The 15,686-nt window shown below is 64.5% G+C and carries 16 protein-coding genes; 3 read left to right on the top strand and 13 right to left on the bottom strand.

Annotation, left to right across the window (positions count from 1 at the left end):
• Nucleotides 1-287 precede the first annotated feature (287 nt).
• The 10 genes from BRSPCE3_RS18085 to BRSPCE3_RS18040 form a co-directional block, all read right to left on the bottom strand.
• Complete coding sequence (locus BRSPCE3_RS18085) at nt 288-1,232, bottom strand: polyphosphate kinase 2 family protein (protein WP_244067341.1); 945 nt, start codon at nt 1,230-1,232, stop codon at nt 288-290.
• Entirely contained in the window at nt 1,198-2,208 is a 1,011-nt protein-coding gene (locus BRSPCE3_RS18080; RefSeq protein ID WP_244067340.1) for a branched-chain amino acid ABC transporter permease, read from the bottom strand. Before BRSPCE3_RS18080 ends, BRSPCE3_RS18085 begins: the two co-directional genes overlap by 35 nt.
• Nucleotides 2,205-3,086, bottom strand: a complete 882-nt coding sequence (locus BRSPCE3_RS18075) for a branched-chain amino acid ABC transporter permease (protein ID WP_244067339.1) — start codon at nt 3,084-3,086, stop codon at nt 2,205-2,207. Before BRSPCE3_RS18075 ends, BRSPCE3_RS18080 begins: the two co-directional genes overlap by 4 nt.
• A 196-nt stretch (nt 3,087-3,282) precedes the next feature.
• Nucleotides 3,283-3,987, bottom strand: coding sequence for an ABC transporter ATP-binding protein (locus BRSPCE3_RS18070; protein WP_244067928.1), 705 nt, complete (start codon nt 3,985-3,987; stop codon nt 3,283-3,285).
• A 5-nt stretch (nt 3,988-3,992) separates the two neighbouring features.
• Nucleotides 3,993-4,766, bottom strand: a complete 774-nt coding sequence (locus tag BRSPCE3_RS18065; RefSeq protein WP_244067338.1) for an ABC transporter ATP-binding protein — start codon at nt 4,764-4,766, stop codon at nt 3,993-3,995.
• A gap of 21 nt (nt 4,767-4,787) precedes the next feature.
• Nucleotides 4,788-6,098, bottom strand: a complete 1,311-nt coding sequence (locus BRSPCE3_RS18060; RefSeq protein ID WP_244067337.1) for an ABC transporter substrate-binding protein — start codon at nt 6,096-6,098, stop codon at nt 4,788-4,790.
• A gap of 186 nt (nt 6,099-6,284) precedes the next feature.
• Nucleotides 6,285-6,611, bottom strand: a complete 327-nt coding sequence (locus BRSPCE3_RS18055; protein WP_244067336.1) for a hypothetical protein — start codon at nt 6,609-6,611, stop codon at nt 6,285-6,287.
• A 117-nt stretch (nt 6,612-6,728) separates the two neighbouring features.
• The gene (locus tag BRSPCE3_RS18050) at nt 6,729-7,430 is read right to left on the bottom strand and encodes a glutathione S-transferase C-terminal domain-containing protein (RefSeq protein ID WP_244067335.1); all 702 of its coding nucleotides are present in this window, start codon (nt 7,428-7,430) and stop codon (nt 6,729-6,731) included.
• Between the two features lie 112 nt (nt 7,431-7,542).
• Entirely contained in the window at nt 7,543-8,244 is a 702-nt protein-coding gene (locus BRSPCE3_RS18045) for an NUDIX hydrolase (RefSeq protein ID WP_244067927.1), read from the bottom strand.
• Nucleotides 8,245-8,260: 16 nt separating this feature from the next.
• Nucleotides 8,261-9,286, bottom strand: coding sequence for an ABC transporter substrate-binding protein (locus BRSPCE3_RS18040; RefSeq protein WP_244067334.1), 1,026 nt, complete (start codon nt 9,284-9,286; stop codon nt 8,261-8,263).
• A 167-nt stretch (nt 9,287-9,453) separates the two neighbouring features.
• Here BRSPCE3_RS18040 and BRSPCE3_RS18035 point away from each other — a divergent pair, with 167 nt between their 5' ends.
• Nucleotides 9,454-9,903 carry a cupin domain-containing protein gene (locus tag BRSPCE3_RS18035; protein WP_244067332.1) on the top strand — a complete coding sequence of 150 codons (450 nt, stop codon included), beginning with the start codon at nt 9,454-9,456 and terminating at the stop codon, nt 9,901-9,903.
• 323 nt (nt 9,904-10,226) lie between these two features.
• Nucleotides 10,227-11,552, top strand: a complete 1,326-nt coding sequence (locus BRSPCE3_RS18030) for a 4Fe-4S binding protein (protein WP_244067330.1) — start codon at nt 10,227-10,229, stop codon at nt 11,550-11,552.
• A gap of 57 nt (nt 11,553-11,609) precedes the next feature.
• Here BRSPCE3_RS18030 and BRSPCE3_RS18025 read toward each other — a convergent pair whose 3' ends face one another.
• Nucleotides 11,610-12,494 carry an SDR family oxidoreductase gene (locus tag BRSPCE3_RS18025; RefSeq protein WP_244067329.1) on the bottom strand — a complete coding sequence of 295 codons (885 nt, stop codon included), beginning with the start codon at nt 12,492-12,494 and terminating at the stop codon, nt 11,610-11,612.
• Between the two features lie 91 nt (nt 12,495-12,585).
• On the opposite strand from BRSPCE3_RS18025, the gene BRSPCE3_RS18020 reads away from it, so the two are divergent.
• The gene (locus BRSPCE3_RS18020) at nt 12,586-13,449 is read left to right on the top strand and encodes a helix-turn-helix transcriptional regulator (protein WP_244067327.1); all 864 of its coding nucleotides are present in this window, start codon (nt 12,586-12,588) and stop codon (nt 13,447-13,449) included.
• Between the two features lie 456 nt (nt 13,450-13,905).
• On the opposite strand, the gene BRSPCE3_RS18015 is transcribed toward BRSPCE3_RS18020, so the two are convergent.
• Both BRSPCE3_RS18015 and BRSPCE3_RS18010 read right to left on the bottom strand, forming a co-directional pair.
• Nucleotides 13,906-14,691, bottom strand: coding sequence for an ABC transporter permease (locus BRSPCE3_RS18015; RefSeq protein WP_244067326.1), 786 nt, complete (start codon nt 14,689-14,691; stop codon nt 13,906-13,908).
• The gene (locus BRSPCE3_RS18010) at nt 14,691-15,506 is read right to left on the bottom strand and encodes an ABC transporter ATP-binding protein (protein WP_244067325.1); all 816 of its coding nucleotides are present in this window, start codon (nt 15,504-15,506) and stop codon (nt 14,691-14,693) included. The genes BRSPCE3_RS18015 and BRSPCE3_RS18010 overlap by 1 nt, the downstream gene beginning before the upstream one ends.
• Nucleotides 15,507-15,686: the final 180 nt, after the last annotated feature.

The following is a 15,686-nucleotide window of genomic DNA, read 5'->3' as shown; positions in this document are numbered from 1 at the left end:
AAATCTACGGTGTTATTATACCTTTAAAAATCGTGTAGCACGTAAGGGACGCCGACGGCAGGGTTCCCTCCCCCCCTTGCGGGGGAGGGTTAGGGAGAGGGGTACCACACGACGTGCTCTCTCCAATTTGTCGTCGGCAGCGAGCGATGAAATTGCGAAGGCGCGCTCATGTCGGTCATCGTGCCCGGGGCTACCCCTCTCCCCACCCTCCCCCGCAAGGGGGGAGGGAGCCTGACCGACGTGCTCGCCTCACGTAAGGGCGTGCCCGAGCGGCAGACGACGGCCACCTATTTCTTGGCGGGCGCCTTCTTCTCCGCCGCGGCGCCCTTGCCCTCCGCTTCCAGCGCGGCGCGGACGCGCTTGAATTCGCTCAGATCGGCCTTGTCGACTTCGGGGAATTTCAGATCGAGCCTGTCGAGCGCATTGACGATGGTCGAGCCGATCACGACGCGGGCGAACCATTTGTGGTCGGCGGGCACGATGTGCCAGGGCGCGTCTCTGGTCGCGGTGTGATGGATCATGTCCTGATAGGCGGCCTGATACCTGGCCCATAGCGCGCGCTCGGAGACGTCGGCCATCGAGAATTTCCAGTTCTTGGCCGGCTCCTCCAGCCGGTCGAGAAAGCGCTGGCGCTGCTCCTCCTTGGAGACGTTGAGGAAGAATTTCAGGATCACGGTGCCGTTGCGCGCCAGATAGCGCTCGATCGCGGAGATGTCCTCGAAGCGCTCGCGCCAGATGTTCTTGGTCACGAGCTTCTTCGGGATCTTCTGCTTGGCCAGCACATCGGCGTGCACGCGCACGACCAGGCACTCCTCGTAATAGGAGCGGTTGAAGATGCCGATCCGGCCGCGCTCCGGCAGCGCGATCATGGCGCGCCACATGTAGTCGTGGTCGAGCTCCCTGGTCGAGGGCTGCTTGAAGGAGGAGACCTCGCAGCCCTGCGGGTTGACGCCCTCGAACACGCTCTTGATCGCCGAGTCCTTGCCGGCGGCGTCCATGCCCTGAAAGATCAGGAGCAGCGACCAGCGGTCCTGGGCGTAGAGCTTCTCCTGGAAATCGTTGAGCCGCTTGCGGTTGGCCTCGATGATCTTGCCGCCGGCGTCCTTGTCGATGCCGCCCTTCTCGGCGGTCGGATACGATTTGAGGTGAAATTCGCCCGATCCATCGAAGCGAAACGGCGCGACGAAGGGCTTCAGTTCATCGGCGAGCGATGGGGACGGTTTGTTGCTCATGGCCTCTCGACGGCTTGCGTGGCGATTTGATCCGGTCGATCACGCTACCAAGAATGCCCTTGGGCAGGAAGATGATGAACAGCACCAGCAGCAGGCCATAGACCAGATTGTCCCAGCCGACCGCCTTGGTGCCGAACGAGATTCGCAGCACCTCGGCCAGCACGATGGTGATGACCGCACCGACCGTCGGCCCGAGCGCGACATAGACGCCGCCGACGATCGCCGCGAACACCATCTGCAGCGAGACCGCGATGCCGCTCACCGTGTCGGGCGAGATGAACATCTGGTACTGGCAATATAGCGCACCCGCGAGCGCAGTCATCAGCGCGCTGATCAGGGTGATCTTGAGCTTCTCGGCGGTGACGTTGACGCCGGCCGCGGCTGCCGCGTCCTCATCCTCCGAGATCGCCTCCATGGCATGGCGGATCATGCTGCGGTCGATCGCGCGCCAGATCACGAGGCCGAGCACCCAGACCGCGAGCGCGATCAGATACCAGGTGGTCTTGTCGTCGAATTGCAGCGCGAACAGCCCCTTGCCGCTCGGGGCGCGCTGCGGCGTGTAGCCGAGCGAGCCGCCGGTATAGTCGCGCGTCGCGGTGATGACCTGCAGCACGATGCCGGACAGCGCCAAGGTCACCAGCACGAAATAGTGCCCGGTGATGCGGAAGCGGAAGCAGGGATAGGCGACGATCAGCGCGAGCACGCCCGCGGTCGCCATGCCGAGGGGAATGCCGATCCAGGGCGAGACGCCGAGGTGGTTCCACAAGAGCGCGGTGACATAGGCGCCGATGCCCATGAAACCGCCATGACCGAGCGAGACCAGGCCGAAGCGGCCCATGATCGACCACGACGTGTAGGCGAACGACCAGATCAGGATCAGCACCAGCACGTGCAGGTGATAGGGATCGCGGTGCACGAAGGGCAGCGCGACGAGCGCAATCAGCGCGATGATCCAGAACGCCGCCTGCCTGTTCACGAGCGCCTCGCCAGCAGGCCCGCAGGCCGGATGAACATCATGACGATGAAGAAGGCGAACGCCAGCACATAGCCCCATTCGAGATCGGAGAACAGGCCGCCGAGCGAGATGATCTCGGCGAACACGAAGGCCGCAATGAAGCCGCCGATGAAATTGCCGAGACCGCCGAGCACGCAGATCAGGAAGGTGATCGGCCCGAACGACAGCCCGACGAACGGATGCACGTCATATTGCAGCACCAGCAGACAGGCCGCGAGCCCGGCGAGCCCGCCGCCGATCGCCGAGGTGACGAGATAGATGCGCTTGGGGTCGACGCCCATCAGCGGCATGATCTGGCGGTCCTGCGCGATGGCACGGATCGCGGTGCCGGTGAAGGTGCGGGTCAGGAACAGATAGACGCCGATCATGCCGAGCAGCGCCGCACCGAATGACAACAATCGCGCGTAACTGAAATTCATCTCGCCGAGCGCCAGCACCGGCAGGCGGATGCCGAGATTGCGGAAGTCGATGCCGAAGGCGACGGTGGCGAAGCTCTGCAGGATGAACAGCACGCCGCCGGTGGCGAGCAGCTGGTTGATCGGCGGCGCCGTCAACAGCGGCGCGATGACCAGGAAATGCAGCGCTGCACCGAGCAGCGCCACCAGCAGGATGACGAGCGGCGCGGCGGCCCAGTACGGCAGATGAAACACCTGCACCAGATAGTACATGCCATACATGCCGATCATCACCAGCTCCGCGTAGCAGATCCAGGTGACGTCGATGACGCCGAAGATCAGATTGAGCCCGAGCGCCAGCAGCGCCAGCACGCCGCCGAGCAGGATGCCGTTGATCACGGCCTCCAGCAGGTAGATGTCGAAGATGTCGAGGAAGGATTGCATGGTGGCTGCGTCCTAGACCGTGGCGTCGTCTGGCTGAACTAGCCGAACTGTCATCCTGAGCTGCGCGCCCTTGCGCGCCTCGAAGGATGCACGGCCACCAGCCGGGCCGTGCATCCTTCGAGACGCCGCTTCGCGGCTCCTCAGGATGACGGGGGGATATGTGAGTGCGCCTGCTCGATTCACGATCATCATCCGCTCACACCCCCAAATACGCCTGCTTGATGGTATCGCTGGCCGCGAGTTCCGCTGCTGTGCCGGCGGCGCGGATGCTGCCGGCTTCCAGCAGATAGGCGCGGTCGACCACGCGCAGCACCTGCTGCACGTTCTGCTCGACGATCAACACCGTCAGCCCGCTGGAGCGGATGCGCTTGACCAGCTCGAACACCTGCTGCACCACGACCGGCGCCAGCCCGGCCGACGGCTCGTCGAGCAGCAGCAGTTTCGGGTTCGACATCAGTGCGCGGCCGATCGCGCACATCTGCTGCTCGCCGCCCGACATCGTGCCGGCCATCTGGTGCTGGCGCTCCTTCATGCGCGGAAACAGCTCGAACACGAAGTCGAGCCGCTCGGCGTAATGCGCGCGGGCGCCCGGCATGTAGGCGCCCATCTTCAGATTGTCCGCCACGGTGAGCCGCGGAAACAGCCGGCGGTTTTCCGGCACATGCGCGATCCCAAGGCTGACGATACGGTGCGCAGGCGTCGCGACGACGTCGATGCCCTCCATCGCGATGGTGCCCCGGATCGGGCGGATCAATCCGGAGATCACCCGCATCAAGGTGGTCTTGCCGGCACCGTTCGGGCCGATCACGCCGACCGCCTCGCCTGCCCTGACGTCGAGGCTGACGTCGAACAGCGCCTGGAAGCTGCCATAGCCCGCGTCGATCGACTTCAATTCCAGCATGCCGCTCACGCCCCGATCCGGCGGCGGGCTTGCGCAGCGGCCGCCGCCGCAAGGCTCGCGTCCGCGTCGGTGCCGAGATAGACCTCGATCACCCGCGGATTGCCGGCGACATCTGCCGGCAGGCCCTCGGCGATCTTCTCGCCGTGATCCAGCACCATCACGCGGTCGACCACCCGCATCAACACGCCCATGATGTGCTCGACCCAGATGATGGTGATGCCGAGCTCGTCGCGGATCCGGCGCAGCATGTCGGCCGCCTGGTCCATCTCGGCCTCGTCGAGGCCGCCGAGGCTCTCGTCGGCGAGCAAGAGTTTTGGCCCGGTGGCGATCGCCTTGGCGAGTTCGAGCTTCTTCAAGCCGGCAGCACCCAGGCCTTCGACGCTGCTATGGCGGTCGGTCGGCAGCCCGACCGTCGCCAGCGCGCGCTCGGCCGCCTCCTCCGCCTTGCTGCGGCTGTGACGGCCCTGGCCATAGAAGCCGGCGAGCACGACATTCTCGAAAATGCTGAGCCGATGGAACGGCCGCGGGATCTGGAAGGTGCGGCCGATGCCGCCGACGATGATCCGGTGCGGGGGGAGCCCCGCGATCTCGCGGCCGTCGAACAGGATCGAGCCCTCGGTGGGCGGCAGCGTGCCCGACAGCATGTTGAAGATCGTGCTCTTGCCCGAGCCGTTCGGGCCGATCAGGCCGAGGATCTCGCCCTGCTCGACGCGGAACGACACGTTGTTGACGGCACGAAAGCCGCCAAACCGCTTGACCAGGCCTTCGACGGCGAGCACGGCGTCCCCTTCGCGAGCGAGCTATTTGTAGCTGTAGGTGGTGCCGGCGGGCAGCGGCAGCTCGGTCTCGCGCTGCATCTGGCTCTTCGGCCACACCACATAGGATTTGTCGTCGATATATTGCAGCACCACCGGGAACGAGCGCGCATTCTGACCGGCGTATTGTTCCCCCTCGCCGTAGAACTTCACGCCGTAGCCGAGCATGGTGCCGCCTTCGGGAATGTCGGTGTCGAGCGCGGCCTTGCGCAGCGCGTCCGGATCGACGCCGCCATACTTCTTGATCGCGCGCGGCAGCACGTCGTCGAGGAACACATAGGCGTTGGCCGCACCGATGCCGACATGGGCGGAGCGGATCGGCACGCCGGGCTTCAGCCGGTCGAATTCCTCGCCGACCATCTTGATGACCGGCGGCAGCTTGGGATCCATGTCCTTCTGATTGGCCAGCCAGATCGAGATCGGGTCGGTGTTGAAGAGATAGTTGGCGTCGGCGCCGAGACCTTCCTTCAGCTTCTCGTAGACGCCATAGCCCGCGCCATGGCCGACGATGGCGCCGAACTTCAGCCCCTGCTCGCGCGCCTGTCGGAACAGCAGGGTAATGTCCGGATTGTAGCCGGTGTGGAAGATCACGTCGGGCTTGGCGCGCTTCAGCTTGGTGACCAGCGCCGACAGATCGGGCGCGGTCGCCGAATAGCCCTCCTTGAGCACGATGTTGAAGCCGGCCTTCCTGGCACCGGCCTCGTTGCCCTTGGCGACGTCGACGCCATAGGCGCCGTCCTCGTGGATGATGGCGACGCGGAGGTCCTTCGGCTCCTTGCCGAACTTGGACATCGAGTATTGCGCGATGAAGTCGGTGGTCATCATGCCGTATTGGTTGCCGGCGGCCTGCGGCCGGAACACGTATTTGTAATTCTTGCCGTCGAACACGCCCGAGGAGATGCAGGTCGTGATCCACATGAACTTTTTCATCTGGTCGACCCTCGCCGCCACCGGCACGCATTGCGCCGAGGAGAAGAAGCCCATCACCATGTCGACCTTCTCCTGCTCGAGCAGGCGGACGGCCTCGTTGATGGCGATGTCGGGCTTGCTCTGCGCGTCGGCGTAGACCGCCTCGACCTTGTATCCCTCGACGCCGGTTCTGGCGTAATGGTCGAGCATGATCTTGACGCCGGTATATTGCAGCTCGGAGCCGCCGCCGGCCAAGGGGCCGGTCAAGTCGAAGATCACGCCGATCTTGATCTTCTTGTCCTGCGCCTGTGCAGCATGGGCAATGCCCAGCGCGGCAACCACGACAGACAGACCCGCGAGCCAGCGGGCAATCCTCCTGACCGGCATGAATCCCTCCCCAGAGATTGTGCACTGCGTTTTTTGTTATCGTGCCGCCCTATCACAGGGGGAGCGGCCGATGATGTCAAGCGCGATGGCTGCGTCGCCACGGCGCAGGCTTGCGCAAAGTTTCGGCGGCGCGGTGCCGGCGCGCGGCGCCAGGCCGCGCCCAGCCAAAGGGAATCGCGGCGAATCTCAACTCTTCACAGGTTGCAGCTGCCACAGGGTCGTGTAGTTCATGATCGGCCGCTCGAACGTCCCTCCCGCGGCGACAAATGGTTTCCCCGAATCCAGCATCGGCTGATATCGATCCAGCTGCTTGGCCGCGTCCAGATCGGCCCACAGGCTGATGTTCGAGAGCGACGAGGTCGCCTCATCTGCACCGACATAGAATGCGATCAATCCACGCATCACCTCGATGCCGGGGCGAAGCACCTTTTCGGTCTCGATCATCATTTGCCGCATTTCGTCGAATTTATCCGGCGGGCATCGAAGAATCGAGGTCCTCACGACTGGCTGCATTGGTATGTCCCTCTTTCGCGCTTCAGAATGATATGTGAATCGCCCGCAGCAACCATAGCGCAATGTAGCGTTCGGTGTGGCTTGGCTCGGGACAAAGGCGGTCGAAGCAGCTTGCTCTTATTGCGCGCTCGCGCTGACTGCCGTGTGGATCGCACGGCAATGTCGCGCCAGCCCATCGTGCGAGACCACGAATCTCTTCAACGGCGTTTCGATGTCGTAGAAGTAGATGTTGGCCACAAAGCCATAGATGCCGGCGTCGATGCTCGTCGGCGCGTCGCCATGCACATAGCCCTGGTTCGGGATCAAATCCGCCAGCGCGGCGAGATCGGCAAGCCCGCGGGCCATCGCGGCGTCGGGCTCGAAGCGGCCGATGCCCTGGTAGTAATAGCGCTGCGCGTTGAACTCCCTGGCCTTGATCAACCCGTCGTCGGTGAGGCCCGGATGCTCGCGCTTGAGCGCATCGCGGAACTGGGGCCAGTAGCGCTCGTCCTGCCAGCGCGAATACGACATCACCCAGTAGAGATCGTCGAGCGTACGGGTGACGAGAAGATTGGTGGTACGCTGCGCCGGCGTCAGCGCCGCATCCAGCGTCACCCGATATTTGTCGGTGACATAGCCGAGGATGGTCTCGCTGTCGCCGACGGTGTCGGGGCCGTCGACGATATAGGGCAATTGCCGGCGCGGCGCCTTCGACGCGTCAAAAATGTGCTCGTGCCGGAACGGTACGCCGGCGAGCTTCAGAAACGCGAAGACCTTCAGGCCGTAGCCGTTGTTGTCGGCGACGCCGAACAGCGGCGGATAGGAATAGAGCGTGAGCATGGTGGCTCGCCACGTTCAAGATCGCCGCAGGCTACCTCAAGATTGGTTCGTTGGAAACGTCAGACAGGTCCAGTCCGCGACCGCTTCACCTCGGAAGCGGACCTCCAGGCGCCTATGCTGGCAGCTGCGTCTCGATGAACGCGGTGACGAAGCGTGGCATCTGGGCATTGAGATCGGCGCGGCTGCGCACCAGATGGATGCCGGCGAGTTCGGGATTCTGCTGTTGTGCGAGATTGGACTCGATCCGCGCACGCAGCGCATCGCCCGGCATGTCGACGCGCAGGATCTGCATCATCGCGAGCGCGGGCCCGGTGTAGATGCAGTGCCAGTCGGCGTCGCCGCGGCAATCCGACGGCAGCAGTCCGGTCTCCTCCTCGAGCTCGCGCATCACGCTGCCGGCGATATCGACCGTATCGCCCCTGATGTCGTCGAGGTCGGGCGTGCCGGAGGGGAAATAGATCCGTCCGGCATTCGCGGTCTGCTGGCCCATCACCCCACACACAAAGGCGCCGTCGCTGGCCAGCAGTGCGCCCATGCCGAAGCCGTTGAACACCTCGCGGTCGGGAAAGCCCCAGTCGCGCCAGGCGAGGAAGCTCGCGAAATCGGTCTCGAAATAGCTCGCGCTGAGCCGCTCGCCGGAGAAGAGCGGATCGCGCCCGAGCAGCACGCGGCCGTTCCACAGGTTCGGGTTCAGCCGCTGCTGCTCGGCGAAATGCGCGTCGATCTCGGCGCGCCGCTGGTCCGCGAACGGCCAGGGGCGGCGCTGCAGCACGAGGTCGAGCGCTGTGACCCGACAAATCAGCGGAGACTGCATCTCGGGCACGGCGCGCTTACTTCGCGCTTCCGGTCGTCTTCTTGGCCTGATCGACGAACTTGTTGGTGTAGGTCTTGGTGACGTCGATGCCGGCCTTGGCGACCTCGGGCGAGCCCTCGCTGAACACGGCGAGCACCGCCTCCGCACCCTTGGGATCCATCTTGCCGGTCTCCGAATACATCGGGATCGTGTTCTTCAGCGCTGCGAGGTATTGCGCCCTGTCCTTGCCGACGAGTTCGTCCGGCATCTTGGCCATGATGTCTTCGGCGGTGTGCGAATGGATCCAGCCGAGCGTCGCCATGATCGCATTGGTCAGCGCCTGCACCTCCTTCTCGTGGCCATTGACCCAGGCCGCGGTCGAGTACAGCGCGCCGCCGGGATATTCGCCGCCGAACACCGCCAGCGTGTCGTGCTGGGTGCGGGTGTCGCTCAGGATCTTGAGGTCCTTGTAGCCGCCCTGCAGCACGGTCACGGCGGGATCGAGCATCACGGCGGCGTCGATCTGGCCCTGCTCCATCGCCGCGACTGCGGTCGCGCCGAGACCGACGCCGATCACGGCGGTGCCGGCCGGATCGAGGCCGTTCTTCTTCAAGAGATACTTCAGGAAGAAGTCGGTCGAGGAGCCCGGCGCGCTGACGCCGACCTTCTTGCCGGCAAGATCCTTGATCGAATTGATCTCGCCGGTGTGTTTCGGCGACACCACCAGCACCAGCCCGGGATAGCGGTCATAGACCACGAAGGCCTGCAGCTCCTGCTTCTTGGCCGCGAGGTTGACGCAGTGGTCGAAATAGCCGGAGACGACATCGGCGCTGCCGCCGAGCACGGCCTTCAGCGCATCCGAACCGCCCTTGAGATCGACCAGTTCGACCGCAAGCCCGGCCTTGTCATATTCGCCGAGCTGCTTGGCCAGCACGGTGGGCAAATAGCACAGGCAGGCGCCGCCCCCGATCGCGATCGTGATCTTGCTTTGCGCCGCGGCAAGGCCCGTGGACAGGATCAGCGCCAGCAGCGTTCCGGCAAGCTTGCCAAGCCATTTGTTCATGACGTCCTCCGTTCGACTGGCCGGCAAGATAGAGGAGCAGGCCCGGCTTGAGAAGGCGACTTTCCGATAGCTGGTCAAGCCTGCGACGGCGGCATAGCATCGCGGATACAACAAAACACCGACGAAGCGCCAAGAATACGTCAAGAGAAACATCAAGGGAGATCTTCATGAATCGCATTGCAACCACGCTGTCGATTGCCGCCGCCTTTGCCGCCGGCTGCGGCGTCACCCATCTGCTGCGGCCGGCGCTCGCAGCCGAGAGCATCACCGCACAGGTCATCCACACCGGCGAGATGGAGGGCGACAAGCTCGGCGACGCCAACAAGGTCGGCTTCCGCTCGAAGATGTTCGTCTCCGCCGACGGCGCCACCGTCTCGATCCAGGACGGCAACGTGCCGAAGCACATGCACCCCAACACCAACGAGCTGCAATTCGTGCTCGAAGGCACCGGCACGGTCTGGCTCGGCGACAAGGAAGTCACGGTGAAGCCCGGCGACCTGATCGTGATCCCGAAGGGCACGCCGCATGGCGGCACCAAGCCGAACGGCCGCGCCATCAAGGCGATCGCGATCAAGACGCCACCGCAGGCACCTGACGATACCAAGCTGCTGGATTGATGGCGGTCGATCCGCCGTCATCGCGAGAACGGACCCGTCACCCCCGCGCAAAGGCTCCGCCTTTGTCGCTGGAGGAGGCCGCGAAGCGGCCGTCTCGAAGGGTCGACGGCCCGAGTGTGGCCGTCCATCCTTCGAGGCTCGCTCCGCTCGCAGCTCAGGATGACGGAGCTGACATCGTCGCTCCGTGCAAAGCATCGTCCAGGCTTTATGCGGATCTGTCACGTCACCGACAGTTCCATGACATGACGACTGACAGATAATTCACTTGCCTCGCGCTCGCTCGCTCAATAATATGATAGTCGTCATTTTATGGGAACAGCACGATGAGCCTGGACGATCACCCGACGGTCAGGGCGGTGCGGGCGCGCAGCAGCCAGCCGGTCCACGATGTCCCGGTGTCAGCGGAGCTCATCAAGCAGATCGCGCGCCAGTGCGGCGCCGATGACGCCGGCATCATCGAGTTCGAGCGCGCCGCCATCGCGCCGCAGCGCGACTTCATCCGCAAGGTCTACGGCCGGACCCGCTCCCTGCTCGCCATCGCCTGCCACATGAACCGCGAGCCGGTGCGCTCGCCATCGCGCTCGGTCGCCAACGAGGAATTCCACGGCACCTACGATCACGTCAATGAAACCGCACGTGCCATCGTTCGCGCGCTCGACGAGCGCGGCATCCCGGCCTGCAACTCGGTTGCCGCCTTTCCGATGGAGATGGACCTGCCGCGGATCATGATGGTCCAGCACAAGCCGATCGCGGTCGAAGCCGGGCTCGGGCGGATGGGAATCCATCGCAGCGTCATCCACCCGAAATTCGGCAGCTTCGTCCTGCTCGGCACCGTGCTGCTCGGCTGCGAGGTCGACGCCCACGACCAGCCGATCGACTACAATCCCTGCCTGGAATGCAAGCTGTGCGTCGCCGCCTGCCCGGTCGGCGCCATCAAGCCGGACGGCGGCTTCGATTTCCTGTCCTGCCACACCCACAATTATCACGACTTCCTCGGCAACTTCACGCAGTGGGTCGAGAAGGTCGCCGATTCCAAGGACGCCAGGGATTATCGCGCCCGCGTGCCCCGCACCGAGACATTGAACATCTGGCAATCGCTGTCGTTCAAGCCGGGCTACAAGGCGGCCTATTGCATCTCGGCCTGCCCGGCCGGCGAGGACGTGATCGGGCCATTCCTGCATGATCGTGACGAACATTTCACTGAGGTGGTGCAGCCGCTGATCGACAAGGACGAGTTCGTCTACGTGATCCCGGATACCGATGCCGAGGACACCGTGACGCGGCGGTTTCCGCACAAGAAGGTCCAGCAAGTCACGTCCGGCCGCCATACCGGCAGCCTGCAGGCCTACATCTTCTCGCTCTCGCTCGGATTTCAGCGCGGCCGGGCGCGCGGCCTCGATTTCGTGACCCATCTGCGCTTCACCGGTGCAAGCGCGCTGGACATGACGGTCGCGATCAAGGGCAAGGAGCTGCAGGTGGTGCCGGGGCGGCACGTTGGCGAGGCGGCCCTGACTGTCACTGCTGACTCTCAAGCATGGCTGCGCATCCAGAACCGCGATCTCGACCTTGCCGACGCGATCGCTTCAGAGCTGGTGAGCGTGAGCGATGAGAAGCTGTTCGCAGCCTACATGCGGTGCTTCCCGCTCTGACCTCCGGCTCAGCTGCGCAAGGCGGGTTAGCGAAGCGTAACCCGCCTGCACCGCATCCTACTGCGCGGAATAGACCAGCTGTTCGAGATCGGCGATCAACCCCGGTCCGGTCGGCTGCCATCCAAGCTTCTTGCGCGTCTGCGCGCTGGAGGCCGCCATGTCGTATGCCGCGAACGTGCCGAGCCAGCCAAAAAAGGCCTGCGCCTCTTGTGGGGCGATGGATCTAACCGGCAGCTTCAGGCGCCGTCCGATCGTTTCGGCAATCTCGCGCATCGAGACGCCTTCTTCCGCGACGGCGTGATACCTTGCGTTCGGCTCGGCCTTTTCGATGGCCAGCCGGTAGAGACGCGCCACGTCGAGCACATGTGCCGCCGGCCAGCGATTTTGCCCGTCGCCGAGATAGGCGCACACGCCCTTGTCGCGGTACACCGCGATCAAGGGGCTGATGAGACCCTGCCTGACAGGATCGTGGACCTGGGGCAGACGCATGGCCGACGCACAGACGCCCTTCAGTGACAGGGCCGTCTGTTCCGACACGCGGGGGAATGGGAAATCCGGCGATATCGTTTGGTCCTCGGTCGCGACCTCGCCGGGCTTGGCCAATCCCGCCAAGCCCCCGGTCACGATCAATGGCCTGTTCGATCCAGCCAGAACAGAACCCAGGGCTTCGATCGCGCGGCGGTCGATCTCGCAGCTCTTCGCGAAATTGGACCAGTCGTGGACGAAGCCCAGGTGAATGACCGCGTCCGACGCGGCTGCCCCCTTGCGTAAGCAATCAAGATCCTCGAGCGAGCCGCGAAGAACCTCGGCACCGAGGGCAGAGATCGCGTTTGCCCCCTCGTCCGAACGGGCCAAGCCAAGAACCTGATGTCCGGCGGCGATCAGGTCCTTGACGACGGGAGTGCCGATGAATCCGGTGGCACCAGTGACGAACACGCGCATGAGGCAGTCTCCAGGTTTCGTGGAGACAAATCTGGCCCTGCGCGCTATCCTGTTAAAGTAGTGACCTTATCATGGTATAACGGCTAACAGGATGAGCGAACCGCTCGCGCGAGAGAACCGGCAAGAGAGTCGACAAGAGAACCTGCTCGGCGCCTACCTGAAGGACCGCCGCAGCAAGCTCGATCCGGCCGTGTTCGGCTTTCCGCCGGAGCGGCGGCGCACGCCGGGGCTGCGCCGCGAGGAGGTGGCGCAGCGCGCCAACATCAGCGCCACCTGGTACACCTGGCTCGAACAGGGCCGCGGCGGCGCGCCGTCGGCCGATGTGCTCGACCGCATCGCGCGCGCGCTGATGCTGACCGATGTCGAACGCGAGCATCTGTTCCTGCTCGGTCTCGGACGCACCCCCGAGGTGCGCTACCAGAAAAATGACGGCGTCTCGCCGCGGCTGCAACGCGTGCTCGACGCGCTGGAGCCGCGCCCTGCCGTGCTGCGCACCGCGACCTGGGACATCGTCGCCTGGAACCGGGCCGCGACCGTGATGCTGACGGACTACGGATCGCTGCCGCCGCGCGAGCGCAACGTGCTGCGCTTCATGTTCCTCGATCCGCGCGTCCGCGCTGCGCAACACGACTGGGCAAGCGTGGCGCGCTTCGTGGTCGGCGCCTTCAGGGTCGACGCCGCGCGGGCCGGCGCTGCCGCCGAGGTGCAGCCGTTCGTCGACGAGCTGTGCCGGCTGAGCCCGGAATTCGCGGCGCTTTGGCGCGACAACGACGTGCGCACCCACGGCGAAGGCGTCAAGCAGCTCCGGCACCCGATCCTCGGTCCGGTCAAGTTCGAATATTCGGCGTTCGCCGTCGACGGCCGGCCCGACCTCAGCATGATCGTCTACAATCCTGTCGACCCCGAGGTGGCGGCGAAGATCAGTGGATTGATGAACGCCGCACCGGCGAAATGAACGGACACGATCGTCGGCCCGTTCACGAAACGAAACGCGAATTGTATCGCCGCGTTGTCACGACCCACGGTATAGTCGGCCGCCACCGATCCAACGGTGGATGGGAGAAGATAGCCATGAAAGCCTCGTTACTCTTCGCGGGCCTAGCTGTCGCGATCTTGTCGATTGCCCCCGCAGATGCTCAGAACAAGCCAGCCCCCGCCAAGCAGGCCGCCGCGGGACCACCCTGCTCCGTCTCCAGCAGCTGGCCCAATCCTACGCCGGTGGTCTGCTGGCCGGAGGGCGTCAAGCGCTTCCACAGCTTCAACGACTGCAGGGAAGCCATGCTTAAGTTTGGCCACGATACCAACGGCATTTCGTGGTGGTGCCACAGCCAGGGATACAAATCCTGACGGCTTCGTACCCGGAACGCGTAGAGGCCGCCTCCGTTGGCGGCCTCCTTGATTGCAATGACGGTCAGTCCCGCGTCACCGCCGTCGGCCGCCAGACCAGCAACCGCTTCTCCACGGCAGTCACGGCCATGTCGATCAGGATGACGAAGGCCGACAGCACGAACATCCCGGCGAACACGCCGGCGACGTCGAACACGCCTTCGGCCTGCTGGATCAAATAGCCGAGGCCGGCGGCGGAGCCGAGATATTCGCCGACCACCGCGCCGACCACGGCAAAGCCGACCGAGGTGTGCAGCGAGGAGAACATCCAGGACAGCGCCGAGGGCCAGTAGACGTGCCGCATCAGCTGCCGCTCGTTCATGCCGAGCATGCGGCCATTGTCGAGCACCGTGGTCGGCACCTCCTTGACGCCCTGGTAGACGTTGAAGAACACGATGAAGAACACCAGGGTCACGCCGAGCGCGACCTTGGACCAGACACCGAGCCCGAACCACAGCGCGAAGATCGGCGCCAGCACCACGCGGGGCAGCGCGTTGACCATCTTCACATAGGGATCGAACACCGCGGCGACGCGCGGCTGCCGCGCGAACCAGAAGCCGACCAGGATGCCGCCGGCCGAGCCGATCACGAAGGCGAGGATCGATTCCCACAGCGTGATCGCGAGATGCTTCCAGATCACCCCGCTCGAGAACCATTTGACGATCTGGCTGAAGACGTCGACCGGATTGGAGAAGAAGAACGGCGGCAGCAGCACCTTGCCGAACACAGGCACGGTGGAGAGCAACTGCCACAGCGCCAGCGTGACGACGGCGACCAGAATCTGCAGGAACAGCAATGTGACGCGCGACATCAGGCGGCTCCCGCCTGCGTCGACTGCACGTACCCCTTCATCACCTCGTCCTTCAGCACGCCCCAGATCTCGCGGTGCAAGGCATGGAAATCCTTCTCCATCCTGATTTCGGCGATATCGCGCGGCCGTGGCAGCGTGATGCGCCAGTCGCCGATGATGCGCGCGCTCGGCCCGGCCGACATGATCACGACGCGGTCGGCCAGCGCGATGGCCTCCTCGAGATCATGGGTGACGAACAGCACCGCCTTGCGGTCGGCGGTCCACAATTCGAGCAGCAGATTGCCCATGATCTGCCTTGTCTGGGCATCGAGCGGACCGAACGGCTCGTCCATCAAGAGGATCTTCGGATCGCGGATCAGGACTTGCGCCAGCGCGACGCGCTTGCGCTGGCCGCCCGACAGCATATGCGGATAGCGGCCCGCGAAGGCGCCGAGCCCGACCGAGGTCAGCCATTGCTGCGCGCGGGCGAGCGCCTCGCTGCGCGGCGTGCCGCGGATCTCGAGCCCGATCGCGACATTGTCGATCGCGGTCTTCCACGGGAACAGCGCGTCGGCCTGGAACAGATAGCCGGCGTCGCGATTGAGGCCGGCGAGCGGCTTGTCGAAGATCCTTGCCGTTCCTGCCGCGGGTTTCAACAGCCCGGCGGTGACATTGAGCAGCGTCGACTTCCCGCATCCGGTCGGCCCGACAATGGCGACGAACTCGCCATGATCAACCGCAAGATTGGCCTGCTCGACCGCGGTATAGACCCGTCCGTCCGCCAACCGAAACGCCACCGTCGCACTGTCAAGCGCGACCGCCGTCGGCTTCGTCATCGCCACGCATCCCTCCCGAACATTCCGAAATGGCTTAGCGGTTCGGGCGGGCAAGTCAACGCAGGAAGATGGCGCAGGGCCGCAGGGCTGCGGTCACGGAGTTTTCACGGCAAGACGGGTTGAGAATTGTTCTGACATCGCCGAGGCTGCGGGCCGACATATTAAACAGGAGCAGGCAGG

The organism is Bradyrhizobium sp. Ce-3 (assembly GCF_022835695.1).
Lineage (GTDB): Bacteria > Pseudomonadota > Alphaproteobacteria > Rhizobiales > Xanthobacteraceae > Bradyrhizobium.
This window is presented reverse-complemented; position numbering and strand designations above follow the sequence as displayed.